14 protein-coding genes, 1 tRNA gene and 1 pseudogene are annotated in these 12,334 nt (G+C 72.1%); 7 read left to right on the forward strand and 9 right to left on the reverse strand.

Annotated features, from left to right (window positions below; translation table 11 throughout):
• Window positions 1–41: 41 nt before the first annotated feature.
• The 3 genes from AC0I8G_RS06270 to AC0I8G_RS06280 are packed head-to-tail and all read left to right on the forward strand — an operon-like array spanning window position 42 to window position 2,590.
• Window positions 42–1,433 (forward strand): tyrosine-protein kinase domain-containing protein, encoded by a 1,392-nt coding sequence (locus AC0I8G_RS06270; RefSeq protein WP_471729175.1) that lies wholly within the window; start codon window positions 42–44, stop codon window positions 1,431–1,433.
• 22 nt (window positions 1,434–1,455) lie between these two features.
• A complete protein-coding gene (locus tag AC0I8G_RS06275; protein WP_471729176.1) occupies window positions 1,456–2,064 on the forward strand; it encodes a flavin reductase family protein in 609 nt (202 codons plus the stop codon).
• 4 nt (window positions 2,065–2,068) lie between these two features.
• Window positions 2,069–2,590 carry an SET domain-containing protein gene (locus tag AC0I8G_RS06280; RefSeq protein WP_471729177.1) on the forward strand — a complete coding sequence of 174 codons (522 nt, stop codon included), beginning with the start codon at window positions 2,069–2,071 and terminating at the stop codon, window positions 2,588–2,590.
• Here AC0I8G_RS06280 and AC0I8G_RS06285 read toward each other — a convergent pair.
• Window positions 2,587–3,525, reverse strand: a complete 939-nt coding sequence (locus tag AC0I8G_RS06285; RefSeq protein WP_471729178.1) for a phosphotransferase family protein — start codon at window positions 3,523–3,525, stop codon at window positions 2,587–2,589. The genes AC0I8G_RS06280 and AC0I8G_RS06285 overlap by 4 nt on opposite strands.
• A 94-nt stretch (window positions 3,526–3,619) precedes the next feature.
• A complete protein-coding gene (locus AC0I8G_RS06290) occupies window positions 3,620–4,372 on the reverse strand; it encodes an SDR family NAD(P)-dependent oxidoreductase (protein ID WP_471729179.1) in 753 nt (250 codons plus the stop codon).
• 62 nt (window positions 4,373–4,434) lie between these two features.
• Here AC0I8G_RS06290 and AC0I8G_RS06295 point away from each other — a divergent pair, with 62 nt between their 5' ends.
• A complete protein-coding gene (locus AC0I8G_RS06295; RefSeq protein WP_471729180.1) occupies window positions 4,435–4,857 on the forward strand; it encodes a winged helix-turn-helix transcriptional regulator in 423 nt (140 codons plus the stop codon).
• A 17-nt stretch (window positions 4,858–4,874) separates the two neighbouring features.
• Here the strand turns inward: AC0I8G_RS06295 and AC0I8G_RS06300 are convergent, their stop codons facing one another.
• Window positions 4,875–5,006: a hypothetical protein gene (locus AC0I8G_RS06300; protein WP_471729181.1), complete on the reverse strand. Its 132-nt coding sequence runs from the start codon at window positions 5,004–5,006 to the stop codon at window positions 4,875–4,877.
• Window positions 5,007–5,128: 122 nt separating this feature from the next.
• On the opposite strand from AC0I8G_RS06300, the gene AC0I8G_RS06305 reads away from it, so the two are divergent.
• The 3 genes and pseudogenes from AC0I8G_RS06305 to AC0I8G_RS06315 all read left to right on the forward strand — a co-directional run.
• Window positions 5,129–5,746 carry a CGNR zinc finger domain-containing protein gene (locus AC0I8G_RS06305; RefSeq protein WP_471729182.1) on the forward strand — a complete coding sequence of 206 codons (618 nt, stop codon included), beginning with the start codon at window positions 5,129–5,131 and terminating at the stop codon, window positions 5,744–5,746.
• A gap of 124 nt (window positions 5,747–5,870) precedes the next feature.
• The gene (locus AC0I8G_RS06310) at window positions 5,871–6,506 is read left to right on the forward strand and encodes an isochorismatase family protein (protein WP_471729183.1); all 636 of its coding nucleotides are present in this window, start codon (window positions 5,871–5,873) and stop codon (window positions 6,504–6,506) included.
• Window positions 6,507–6,602: 96 nt separating this feature from the next.
• Window positions 6,603–6,755, forward strand: a pseudogene (locus tag AC0I8G_RS06315) (response regulator); the annotation flags it as partial.
• A 41-nt stretch (window positions 6,756–6,796) separates the two neighbouring features.
• Here the strand turns inward: AC0I8G_RS06315 and AC0I8G_RS06320 are convergent.
• From AC0I8G_RS06320 to gyrA, 6 genes are all read right to left on the reverse strand, one after another.
• Window positions 6,797–7,396: an arsenate reductase/protein-tyrosine-phosphatase family protein gene (locus AC0I8G_RS06320; RefSeq protein ID WP_471729184.1), complete on the reverse strand. Its 600-nt coding sequence runs from the start codon at window positions 7,394–7,396 to the stop codon at window positions 6,797–6,799.
• A gap of 7 nt (window positions 7,397–7,403) precedes the next feature.
• Window positions 7,404–8,405, reverse strand: a complete 1,002-nt coding sequence (locus AC0I8G_RS06325; protein WP_471729185.1) for an AAA family ATPase — start codon at window positions 8,403–8,405, stop codon at window positions 7,404–7,406.
• Window positions 8,406–8,463: 58 nt separating this feature from the next.
• The gene (locus tag AC0I8G_RS06330) at window positions 8,464–8,865 is read right to left on the reverse strand and encodes a VOC family protein (RefSeq protein WP_471729186.1); all 402 of its coding nucleotides are present in this window, start codon (window positions 8,863–8,865) and stop codon (window positions 8,464–8,466) included.
• A 74-nt stretch (window positions 8,866–8,939) separates the two neighbouring features.
• A tRNA-Ile gene (locus tag AC0I8G_RS06335) sits at window positions 8,940–9,013 on the reverse strand.
• Window positions 9,014–9,084: 71 nt separating this feature from the next.
• Window positions 9,085–9,456, reverse strand: coding sequence for a DUF3566 domain-containing protein (locus AC0I8G_RS06340; RefSeq protein WP_471729187.1), 372 nt, complete (start codon window positions 9,454–9,456; stop codon window positions 9,085–9,087).
• 137 nt (window positions 9,457–9,593) lie between these two features.
• The gene (gyrA, locus tag AC0I8G_RS06345; protein ID WP_471729188.1) at window positions 9,594–12,332 is read right to left on the reverse strand and encodes a DNA gyrase subunit A; all 2,739 of its coding nucleotides are present in this window, start codon (window positions 12,330–12,332) and stop codon (window positions 9,594–9,596) included.
• Window positions 12,333–12,334 lie beyond the last annotated feature (2 nt).

Genomic DNA, 12,334 nt, shown 5'->3' on the forward strand with positions numbered 1-12,334 from the left:
GGCCGGGGTCAGGTGCGGACGGGGACGGCCGATGGACGTCCGTGGAACTCGTCGACTACCTGCGCGCGCTGCGCAAGCACTGGATCCTGGTGATCCTCTCGGTGCTGCTCGGCGCCGGGGCGGGCGTCGGGGCCTTCAGCGCGAGCGCACCCGTCTACCGCGCGGACAGCCTGCTGTTCGTGTCGATGTACGACACCGGGAACGCGACGGCGCTCATGCAGGGCAGCATGTTCACCCAGCAGCGGGTGCAGTCCTACACGGGCGTGCTGACCAGCCCGAAGGTGCTGCAGCCCGTCATCGACGAGCTCGGTCTGAAGACGACGGCCCGTGCGCTGGCGAGCCACGTGAACTCCAGCGCGCCGCTGGGGACGGTCCTCATCGAGGTCACCGTCGACGAGTCCTCGCCGAGGCTGGCGGTGGACGTGGCGAACGCGATCTCCAAGCACTTCGGGACCGCCGTCAGCGAACTCGAGCAGGCCACCCCCGACACGATGAGCCCGGTCCGGGTCAGCGTGCTGCGGCCCGCGGTCGTCCGCGAGGACCCGATCGCGCCGAACCTGCCCCGGACGCTGGCCCTCGGGCTGCTCGCCGGTGTCGTCCTCGGGACCGGTCTCGCCGTGCTGCGCGAGGTGCTCGACACGACCGTGAAGTCGCTGACGACGATCACCGACCACGGCGCCCCCGCCCTCGGGTCCGTCCCCGACGGCCCGGGCGGCCCGCGCCCCGAACTCGTGCTGGAGGGATCGCGGTCCCCGCAGTCGGAGGCGCTGCGCCAGATCCGGACGAACCTGCAGTTCGCCGACGTCGACCACCCGCCCCAGGTGCTCGTCGTGACCTCCGCGCTGCCCGGTGAGGGCAAGAGCACCACCGCGGTGAACCTCGCCCTGACGGCCGCGACGGCGGGGATGCGGGTCATCCTCGTCGAGGGCGACCTGCGGTTGCCGAAGGTCGCGGACTACCTCGGGGTCGAGGACAGCGCCGGCCTCACGACGGTGCTGGCCGGCCGCGCGGACCTCGACGACGTGCTGCAGCCCTACGGCGACACCGGGTTGTCCGTCCTGGCCAGCGGTCCCATCCCGCTGAACCCGGCGGCCCTGCTGGGGTCGCGGCACATGTCGGACCTGCTGACGCGGCTGCGCGAGCGCGCGGACCTCGTCATCATCGACTCCCCGCCGCTGCTGCCCGTCGCGGACGCCGCCGTGCTGGCCCGCCAGACCGACGGGGCGATCATGGTCGTCAAGCACGGCAAGACGACCCGCGACCACCTGACCCGCGGCCTGGAACGGTTGCGTGCCGTCGACGCGCGGGTACTGGGCGGGGTGCTGACGATGGTCCCGGCGAAGGCGTCGGAGTTCTCCTACGCCTACGAGTACGGCTACGGCTACAGACCGACCGTCCCCGAGGACGCCGAGGCCGTCGTGCTGGAACGCTGAGACGCGGCTAGCGTCGCGGCTCGTGCACTCCTACCGACCCCGCGAAGGCCACCGCCTGGCCCACGACCCGCTGAACTCGATCGTGGCGCCGCGCCCCATCGGCTGGGTCTCGACGCAGGCGAGCGACGGGACGCTGAACCTCGCGCCCTACAGCTTCTTCAACCTCTTCGCCTACCGCCCGCCGATCGTCGGGTTCTCCAGCATCGGGCGCAAGGACAGCGTCGCCAACGCCGAGGCGAGCGGCGAGTTCGTCTGGAACCTGGCCTCGGCCCACCTGGCCGAGCGGATGAACGCCACCTCCGCCGCGGTCGGCCCCGAGGTCGACGAGTTCGCCCTCGCCGGGTTGACGCCGGAGGCGTCGCTCGAGGTGGGTCCGCCGCGGGTCGCGGAGAGCCTGGTGTCCTTCGAGTGCCGGGTCAGCGGGGTGCAGGAGCTGACCGACGCCGCCGGGGCGGGGGTGGACGCGTGGCTGGTGCTCGGTGAGGTCGTCGTCGTGCACGTCGACGAGAGCGTGCTCGTCGACGGGGTCTTCGACACCCTCGCCGCGGACCCGCTGCTGCGCGGCGGCGGCCCGAGCAACTACTTCACGATCAGCGCCGAACGGCGGCTGCGGATGGACCGGCCCGCCTGAGCGAGTGGAGTCCCCGCCCGGACTCGACTGCCGGCTCACCCCGCTGGCCCGGGTCGACCGCTCACCCATCGAGGGGGTCGGTCTGTTCGCGACCGCCCCCCTGCGCGCCGGCACGGTCGTCAGCCGGTTCGGCGGGCGCCTCGTCTCCGACGCCGAGCAGCACCGGCTCTTCGCCGACGCGGCCAGGTCCGGGACCTACGTGGACACGCTCTCCGTCGGGACGGACCTCAACCTGGTCCTGCCCCTGGACGCGCCCCAGCGCGCGGGCAACCACAGCTGCGACCCGAACACCTGGTGGGTCGACCCGTGCACCGTCGTCGCGCGGCGGGACGTCACCGCCGGCGAGGAACTGACCCTCGACTACGCGACGATCACGGACGACCCCGACTTCGTGATGACGTGCTCGTGCCGGGCGCTGTCCTGCCGCGGTCGGGTCACCGGCCGGGACTGGCGCCTGCCCACGCTGCAGGTGGAGTACGGGCCGCACTGGGTGCCGGTCCTGCGCGAGCGCATCGCCGGTTCCTAGCGTCCGCGGCCGGACGGGGACGCGGGTCCGGGGGTGGTCCCCTCGAGACCACTGAACAGGCGGTGCAACCGCCCGCACGCCCGGTCGAACTCTGCCGCGGACCGGTGCTCGACCCACCAGGCGAGGTTGTCGTACGTGACCGCCACCACGCACCGGGCGAACACCGCCGGCCCCGCCACGCCGCACGCCGCCGCCCGCAGGAGGTCCCGGCCGTCGCCGTCCACCCCGGGGTGCAGGAAGGTCTGGCGGTAGAGGTCGGCCAGGTCACGCACCCGGCTGCCCCGCCCGACGGTCTGGCAGTCGACGAGGGTGGCCGTCAGCTCACCGCGGTCACGGTCGAGCAGGACGTTGGCACTGCTGTGGTCACCGTGCACCAGGTCGTCGAGGGGGATGCTCGCCCGGCCGACCCGGGCCACGACCTCGTCACCGTGGCGGACCAGCGCGGCACCCGCCGGCGTGAACCCCGCCACGTCGGCCTTCCACGGGTGGTCGCCCACCAGGACGGCGTCGAGGTGGTCGGAGTCGTCGCGGGCGTCGGGGAACGCCAGCCCGCTCTGCGTCTCGTTGGCCGCCAGGACGGCCCGGGCCTCGGCGAGGTCGAGGCGGGTCATCGGGGTACCGGGCACGTGCTCCTGCAGCAGGAACGTCCCGCCGCCAGCCAGTTCCCCGCAGGTCAGCCACCGGGCCGCGGCCCAGCCGCCCGCGGTCGCCCGGACCACCACCGGGAAGGCCCGGCGGAGCTGGTCGGACCTGCGACCCGGCGGCTCCCACGTGAGGACGACGGACCGGCTGCGGTCGACGACGACGTGCGCTCCGCCCTGCTCACCACCGTCCAGCCGCCGACGCCACCGGTAGTGCGCACCGGTCTGGGCGTTCACCTCCGCCAGGACCGTCCGGGCATCGGTGGGCGACGTCGTTCCGCGGTGCTCGGGCACCCGGCCAGTGTCTCGAACGGGGTGGGACGTCGGGCGGACCTGCGCGTCGGCGGTCGCGGAAACCCCGCCGACCAGGGGTCGGAGGAGGCTCACGTCACCGTTGGCCGCCGCTGGCGAACAGGACCTCCCCGGTGATCCACCGCGCGGCGTCGGAGGCGAGGAACGTGACCACGGGGCCGTAGTCGGCCGGTGTGCCCAGTCGACCGAGCGGGATCTCGGCCACCGCCGCGTCGGCCGCGGGGGAACCGGGGAAGCCCATCGCCCGGGTGCCGTCGGTGTCGGAGGCGCTGGGAGCGACGGCGTTGACCCGGATCCCGCGCGGGGCCAGTTCCCTGGCCACGACGCGGGTCGCGGAGTTCAGCGCGCTCTTGGTCCCCACGTAGACGGCGCTGAACGCGGGGTGGGTGGAGGTGCCGGCGGTGGAGACGTTGACGACGGAGGCCGAGGGCCCGAGGTCGTCCTGGGCGGCGAAGGCCTGCATGGTCAGCAGCGGGCCCAGGAAGTTGGTCTCGACCTGGCGGTGGACGTCGTCCTCGGTCACGGCCGAGATCGGGGCGAACGTGACGACGCCGGCGTTGTTCACCAGGACGTCGACGGGTCCGAACGCCTCGCGGGCGGCGGCGAACAGGGCGTCGACGTCGCTGCGGCGCCCGACGTCACCGCGCACGGCGATTGCCTCCCCCCCGGCCGCGGTGATCTCCTCGACGACGCGTGCAGCGCCGGCGGCGTCGGTGCGGTAGTTCACGACCACGGAGGCGCCCGCCGCGGCCAGCGCAGTGGCGATGTGTGCCCCGATGCCCTTGGCGGCGCCGGTGACCAGGGCTGTGCGGTTCTGCAGTTCATCCATGCGCTCATCGTCCAGGAGTTGCTCACTGGCGGTAAGTAGGCACTACTTCGTAAGCTGCTTCCATGACGGTGACCAGCCCGACCGCGAGCCCGGAGCTGGCGTCGGCGTACCGCCTGCTCGCCGGGGACACCTTCGAGGCGCGGTGCCCCTCCCGATCCATCGCCGACCAGGTCTTGACGCGCTGGGGGACGTTGATCGTCGCGGCGCTGATCACCGGCCCGCACCGCTTCTCCGCGCTGCACCAGAAGATCGGCGGCATCAGCCAGAAGATGCTGTCGCAGAACCTGAAGGCGCTGGCCCGCGCCGGGCTGGTCCACCGGCACGTGGAGGCGACCACCCCGCCGCAGGTGACCTACTCCCTCACCGACCTCGGGCTGAGCATGGCCGAGCCCCTGTGCGGGTTGCTGACCTGGTTCGGCGCCCACACCGAGGAACTGCTCGCCGCTCAGCAGCGCTACGACACTCCCCCGCTGCCCTCGACGTGAGCTCGGCGGAGTCCGGCTCAGCCGGGACGGGAGGAGTCGTCCTGCGCCCCGGCCGCGGCAGCGTTCGCCCGCCGGGTGGTGAACCACACGACGAGCCCGACGATCACGAAGGCGGGGAGCACCCCGGCGGCAGCAGCGAGCCCGTCCACGTCCTCACCCTGGAGCGGTCGACGACCTGCGCGGCTGCCGCTGCGGAGCGCGGGACCACGAACACCCGGGCACCGACTCCACCGCTCCTCTCACGGACGATCGGCGGTGTTAGCGTGAACCGGTGCCTGAACCACTGATCGCGCCCACCCCGCCGCTGCCGCCGGCGCCGGGTACCGCGGCCCACGTGGGGTTGGAGCTCGCGAACAGCACGCTGCGCGTCGCCGGTCGGGGGGGCGCCGGTCACGAGGTGGTCGAGCTGCTGCCCACCCCCGCCGCGGCCACCGCCTGGCTCATCGCTCACGACCTGGCCCCCCGCGACGCGCAGTTGCAGCGTCACTGCGCCGACCGGCTCACCGCTCTGCGCGACGCGGTCCGGGACCTGCTGTCGGCGGCCCTCGCCGGCGAGGCACCGTCCGCCGGCGCGGTGGAGGCGCTGAACGACGCCCTGACCCGCACGCCGGCGGTGCGGTTGCTGCGGTGGGGGTCTCCGGCCGGGTTCACCAGCGAGCTGACCCACCCGGCGACCCAGGTCGTGGAGCACGCCATGGCCGCGATCGCCGCCGACGTCGTGGACGTGCTCACCGGCGCCGACGCCACCCTGCTGGCGACCTGCGCGGCCGCGCCGTGCGACCGCTTCATGCTGCGCACCCACGGCCGGCGGCAGTGGTGTTCCACGCGCTGCGGCGACCGGGTCCGGGCGGCACGTTCCTACGCCCGCCGGACCGGTGCACCCGCCTGAACAGGCACTGCGTCTCACGGAAGAATGCTTGTCTTGACGTGAGTTGGCGGTAGCGTGGGGCCGTCCCCACCGGGAAGCTCAGAGCAATCACCACGCCCCCACGACCACCTCACCAGGAGCGACCATGACCTCCCCCCGCCGCGCCCTCGTCGTCGTCGACGTCCAGCAGGAGTACTTCAGCGGTCCCCTGACGATCCAGCACCCCGCACCCGAGGACGCGCTGGCCAACGTCGTCCGCGCGGTCGAGACCGCCCGGGCGCACGACGTGCCGATCGTGGTCGTCCAGCACGCCATGCCCGCCGGAGCACCGATCTTCGCGGCCGGGTCCCCCGGCTTCGACCTGCACCCCGACCTCCTCGCGGTCACGGACCCCCGGGACGAGCGGATCAGCAAGTCCTTCGGCAGCGTCTTCGCCGGCACCAGCCTCGCGGACCGGTTGCGCGAACGCGAGGTCGACACCGTGACGATCGTCGGGTTCATGACCAACAACTGCGACCTGGCCAGCGCCGTGGAAGCGGAGGGCCTGGGGTTCTCCGCCGAGGTCCTCTCCGACGCCAGCGGGGCGATCGACCTGGACAACGCCGTCGGCCACGTCCCCGCGTCGGTGCTGCACGAGACCCTCATGGTCCTGCTGCACTCCAACTTCGCCGCGGTCGCCACCACCCAGCAGTGGATCGAGGCGGTCGCCGGTGCGCGGCCCCTGCCCCTGGACAACCTGGTCGACTCCGCGGTCCGCGGCCGCGCGCGCATCGGCGGGTGATCGCGGGCCGTCCGGAAAGCGCTCCAGGACGTTCGTAGCGTGCTGGGTCCGCTGCACAGGGAGCACGGACCCCCCACCTCACCCACGGAGACGGACCTGCCCCCCGAGGTCGTCCTGATGGACGTCCGGATGCCCGGGACGGACGGCACCGAAGCGACCCGGCGCATCACGGCGGAGCACCCGACCTCGCAGGTGCTGGTGCTGACCACGTTCGGCGTCGACGAGTGCGTCTTCGAAGCGCTGCGGGCCCGGGGCGAGCGGCGGACCAAGCTGCCCCGACGGCCGGTGGATCAGGCCGGAGGTGCGGGCAACGCGGCCACGAGCGCCGCGAACGCCTCGTCGAGGCGACGCCCGGCCTTGAGCTGTTCCTCGATCTTCTGCCCGTGCACGTCGGCGACGTCGTCGGAGGCCTGGTCCCGGGGGGCGGTCGGCCCGCGCCAGGCGGGGGCCGCGGTCACCAGCGAGCGCAGACCGGCGGCGGGGGCGGCGCTCGCGGGCAGCCGGTGGTCCTCACCGAGGCGGCGGGAGATCCGGGCCAGTTCCAGGACGGTGAACACGCGCCGCTGCACGGGCGGGACGGTCGTGATCACGTGCGCGCGCTGGTCCCGGGTCATGGTCAGGACGAGGTCGGCCGCGCTGACGAGCTGCGGGTCGACCTGGCGGGCCGGGGTCGGCTCGGGGACGGGACGCCGCAGCGCACGCAGCACCTCCGCCACGGCACGGTCGGTCGGTTCGCCGACCAGCGCGATCGTCCCGGCCGAGGTCACCCGGATCGTCGCGGCGGCCTCGCCGAACCGCGCGCCCAGGTGGTGGCGCAACAGGGCAGCGGCCATCGGTGAGCGGCTGATGTTGGCCGTGCAGACGACGAGGACCTCGAACCGGGTCCTCACGAGGGGCTCACGGAGCCATCTTGAGCATCTGCCGTCGTTCGCGCAGCGCCGCCAGCAGCGCACCCGTCTCGACCTGCGGCGCGCCGTCGAGGATGCACTGCTTGGCGGCCAGCGCCGCCGCGGCCGCCACCTGCTCGTGGCTCAGTCCGCTGGCCGTCGAGGCGACCCGGGGCCACTCCACGGTGCTCAGGTCGAACCCGCGCAGCCGGCGCAGCACGATCTCCTGCACGACACCGGTGCTCGGCAGCGGGTAGTCGATGACGGTGTCGAAGCGGCGCAGCACCGGCCGGTCGAGCAGCTGCGGACGGTTCGTCGTGACGACGAGCACGCTGGCCGAGGCGTCGAGTTCCAGCATCCCGGTGAACGCGCGCAGCACGTCACGCAACCGGGAGCGGCTGCGCTCACCGCCGTCGGGGTCGATGAGGGCGTCGACGTCGTCGAAGAGGCAGACGCCGCGGCTCTGGGCCAGCAGGTCGAAGACCAGGGACAGCTTCGCGATGGCGTCCTCGGCGGCGAGGTCGGCGAAGACGTCGAGGCGGACCGCGAACACGGGCAGGGCGAGCTCCGCGGCCAGGACCTCGGCCGTCATGGACTTGCCCGTCCCGGACTGGCCGGTGAGGAGCAGCTTGCGCAGCGGGTCGAACCCCTTGGCCCGCAGCGTGCCCGCGTGTCGTTGTTCGGTGAGGACCCGGTGCAGGCGGGCCATGACGTCACTGCCGAGGGCGAGGTCGGCCAACCCGACGGTGGGCAGCGAGACGGTGAGGACCTGGGCGAGCTCTCCGCGGGGCTGGGCGACCGAGGACGGCGCGGCCGACTGCGGGGGCGCCTGCGGGCGGACGCTGGCCCGGCGGGTCTCGAGCAACCCGCGCAGCTCCTCGACCTCCTGGGAGCGCCCGGCCTTCTCGAGGACCTCGGCGACGGCAGCACGGAACCGCACGTCGTCGCCCGCGCTGTGACTCTCCACGAGTGCCCTGACGTGCGCCGCGGTCGCCAGCAGCCGTGCCTCCACCCCAACAACTTACCGTGAGTCACCCCACGTCACACCAGTGTCGCGAGCACCGAGCCCCTCACCCCACGAACAGGCAGAACGGGTGACCCGCCGGGTCGGCGAGCACGTACAGCGGTTCCTCGGGATCGTCGGTGCGGTCCAGCAGCACCTGCGCGCCCAGGGCCAGCGACCGGGCGTGGTGGTGCTCCAGAGCGGCCCGGTCGGGGACGGTGAAGTCGACGTGCACCTGCATCGGGACGTCACCCGCCGGCCACGTGCTGCGGGCGAGCTGCTCGACCTGCTGGAAGGCCAGGACCCGCGCACCGTCGTCGTCGAGGAGGACGAGCCACTGCGCCGGCCCGGTCCCCTCGTCGCCCGGGCGGTAGCGCAGCCCCAGCAGCTCCCGGTAGAACTCCGCGAGGCCGCGGGCGTCGGTCGTGTCCAGGACGGTGTGCAGCAGCCGGGGGAACGACGTCGTCATCGTCCCAGGGTGCACCGCACACTCACCGCGGGCATGAGAAAACCCCCGGAGAAGGATCTCCGGGGGTTCCAGGGTGGGCCTAGGAGGACTTGAACCTCCGACCTCTTCCTTATCAGGGAAGCGCTCTAACCAACTGAGCTATAGGCCCTCATGCCACCCGCTCTGCGCGCGCGGCATCGTCAACCTTACCCGACTCGGGGCCGTGCTCCGAACCGGGATTCAGTCGTCGGACAGGGTGACGTGCAACCCGCCGACCAGCGCGGACGAGACGTTGTAGAGGAAGGCGATGATCGTCGACAGCGCCGTGAGCAGCACGACGTCGACGACGGCGATGACCGTGGCGAGCGAGATGACCTTGCCGAACCCGACGTAGTCGAGCAGGTTGAACTTCACCTCGTTGCCGACGACGTCCTTGAGCAGGCCGTTGAGGTCGGTGAAGACGCTCATCCCGTTCAGCACGCTCCAGATGACGGCGGTCGCCACCACCAGGGCGATCCCGACGGCCACCGACAGCAGGAACGACAGCTTCGTCACCGACCACGGGTCGACCCGCGCCAACGTCAAGCGCACCCGACGGGGCACCGAGTCCACGCCGCTGCGGGGACGGGCCTGAGCCTGTCCCGCGGTGGTCGCCTGTGCTGCTGAGGGCTGTCCTGCCGAGGACGTCGCGGACCTAGCGGCCTGACTGGCCGACTGGGCCGACGACGCGGTCGCGCGTTCGGCGGGGGTCACTCGTCACCTCCGGGTTCGTCCTCGCTGTCCGAGGCCTCCGGCGACGGTACGCCATCGACTGCCCCACCCACAGGGTCGTTCGCCGGTTCCTGCACAGGTGCTCCACCGTTCGGCAGCTCATCCACCCCTTCGGCGGCTGCGAGGTCGTCCCCGGAGCCGGCGATGTCCGGGTCCGGCTCGCCCGTGACGGGGTCGGCGCCGTCGTCGGCGCCGTCGGTGTCGTCCGTTCCCAGCTCCACGTCGATCACCCGCTCGACGTTGCGGGCGACGGCGAGGATCTTGTCGCCCTTCTCCGGCTTGGCGAACGTGACACCCATGGTGTCGCGGCCCTTGGCCGGCACCTCGTCGACGCGGGAGCGCACGACGCGGCCGGCCTGCATGACGACGAGCACCTCGTCGTCCTCGGCGACGGTGAGCGCCCCGACCAGGTCACCGCGTTCGTCGGTCAGCTTGGCGACCTTGATGCCGAGACCACCGCGCCCCTGCTTGCGGTACTCAGCGATCGCGGTGCGCTTCGCGTACCCGTGCTCGGTGACGACGAAGACGTAGAGGTCGTCGCGGGCGACGGCCATCGCGAGCAGCTCGTCGTCGCCGCGGAACTTCATCCCCGTGACCCCGGAGGTGGCCCGGCCCATGGGGCGCAGGTTCTCGTCGGTCGCCTCGAACCGGACGCTCATCCCCTTGCGCGACACGAGGAACAGGTCCTCGTTCTCGCTGACGAGGGTCGCACCGAACAGTTCGTCGTCGACCTCCTCCTCGCCCTCGGCCCCGGCGTGGGAGCGGAGGTTGATGGCGATGAGACCACCCGAGCGGTTGGAGTCGTACTCGGAGAGCTTCGTCTTCTTGACGATGCCGCCCCGGGTCGCGAGCACCAGGTACGGCGCCTGCTCGTAGTCCTCGATGTCGAGGACGGCGACGATCTTCTCGCCCGGCTGGAAGGCCAGCAGGTTCGCGACGTGCTGCCCGCGTCCGTCCCGGCCGCCCTCGGGCAGTTCGTAGCCCTTGGCCCGGTAGACCCGACCCAGGTTGGTGAAGAACAGCAACCAGTGGTGGGTCGTCGTCGTGAAGAAGTGCTCCACGACGTCGTCCTCGCGCAGGCTCGCACCGCGCACCCCGCGCCCACCCCGCCGCTGCGCGCGGTAGAGGTCGGTCTTGGTGCGCTTGGCGTACCCACCGCGGGTGACGGTGACGACGACGTCCTCGACCGGGATGAGGTCCTCGACGGTCATGTCACCCTCGAAGGGCAGGATCTGCGTCTTGCGCTCGTCGCCGTAGCGCTCGACGAGTTCGGCCAGCTCGTCGGCCACGATCTGCCGCTGACGTTCCGGCCGGGCGAGGATGTCGTTGTAGTCCTCGATCGCGCGCATGAGTTCGTCGTACTCGTCGGTGATGCGCTGACGTTCCAGCGCGGCGAGGCGGCGCAGCTGCATCTCGAGGATCGCGCGGGACTGGATCTCGTCGATGTCGAGCAGTTCCATCAGGCCGTCACGGGCGATCTCGACGGTGGCGCTGGCGCGGATGAGCGCGATGACCTCGTCCATGGCGTCGAGGGCCTTGAGCAGCGCGCGCAGGATGTGCGCGCGTTCCTCGGCCTTGCGCAGCCGGAACCGCGTGCGGCGCTGGATGACTTCCAGCTGGTGGGTGATCCAGTGCTTCAGGAACGCGGTGATCGGCAGCGTGCGGGGCACGCCGTCGACGAGCGCCAGCATGTTCGCGCCGAAGTTCGTCTGCAGCTGGGTGTGCTTGTAGAGGTTGTTCAGCACGACCTTCGCGACGGCGTCGCGGCGCAGGATGATGACCAGGCGCTGACCGGTGCGACCGGACGTGTGGTCCTGCACGTCGGCGATGCCCGTGAGCCGGCCATCGCGGACGAGGTTCGCGATGTTCTCCGCGAGGTTGTCCGGGTTGACCTGGTACGGCAGTTCGCTGACGACGAGGCAGGTCCGGCCCTGGATCTCCTCGACCTCCACGACGGCGCGCATCGTGATCGAGCCGCGGCCGGTCCGGTAGGCGTCCTGGATCCCGCGCTGGCCGAGGATCAGTGCGCCGGTGGGGAAGTCCGGGCCCTTGATGCGCTGCAGCAGCGCGGCCGTCTGCTCGTCGTCGGAGGCTTCGGGGTTGTCCAGCAGCCACTTCGCGCCGTCGGCGACCTCGCGCAGGTTGTGCGGCGGGATGTTGGTCGCCATGCCGACCGCGATGCCGGCGGAACCGTTGACCAGCAGGTTGGGGAACCGGCTGGGCAGGACGTCGGGTTCGGTGGTGTGGCCGTCGTAGTTCGGGGAGAAGTCGACGGTCTCCTCGTCGATGTCGCGGACCATCTCCATGGCCAGCGGCGCCATCCGGCACTCGGTGTAGCGCGGGGCCGCGGCCGGGTCGTTGCCGGGCGACCCGAAGTTCCCCTGACCGTCGACGAGCGGGTAGCGCAGCGACCAGTCCTGGGCGAGCCGGACGAGGGCGTCGTAGATCGAGGTGTCACCGTGCGGGTGGTAGTGACCCATGACGTCGCCGACGACGCGGGCGCACTTGGAGTACCCGCGGTCGGGCCGGTAGCCCCCGTCGTACATCGCGTAGAGGACGCGGCGGTGGACGGGCTTCAGACCGTCTCGAACGTCCGGCAGGGCGCGCGAGACGATGACGCTCATCGCGTAGTCGAGGTACGACCGCTGCATCTCTGCCTGCAGGTCGACCTGTTCCACCCGGTCGCCGGTGGGGGGTTCGGTGGTGCTCTCGCTCACAG

It is taken from the genome of Kineococcus sp. AC630 (assembly GCF_979255925.1).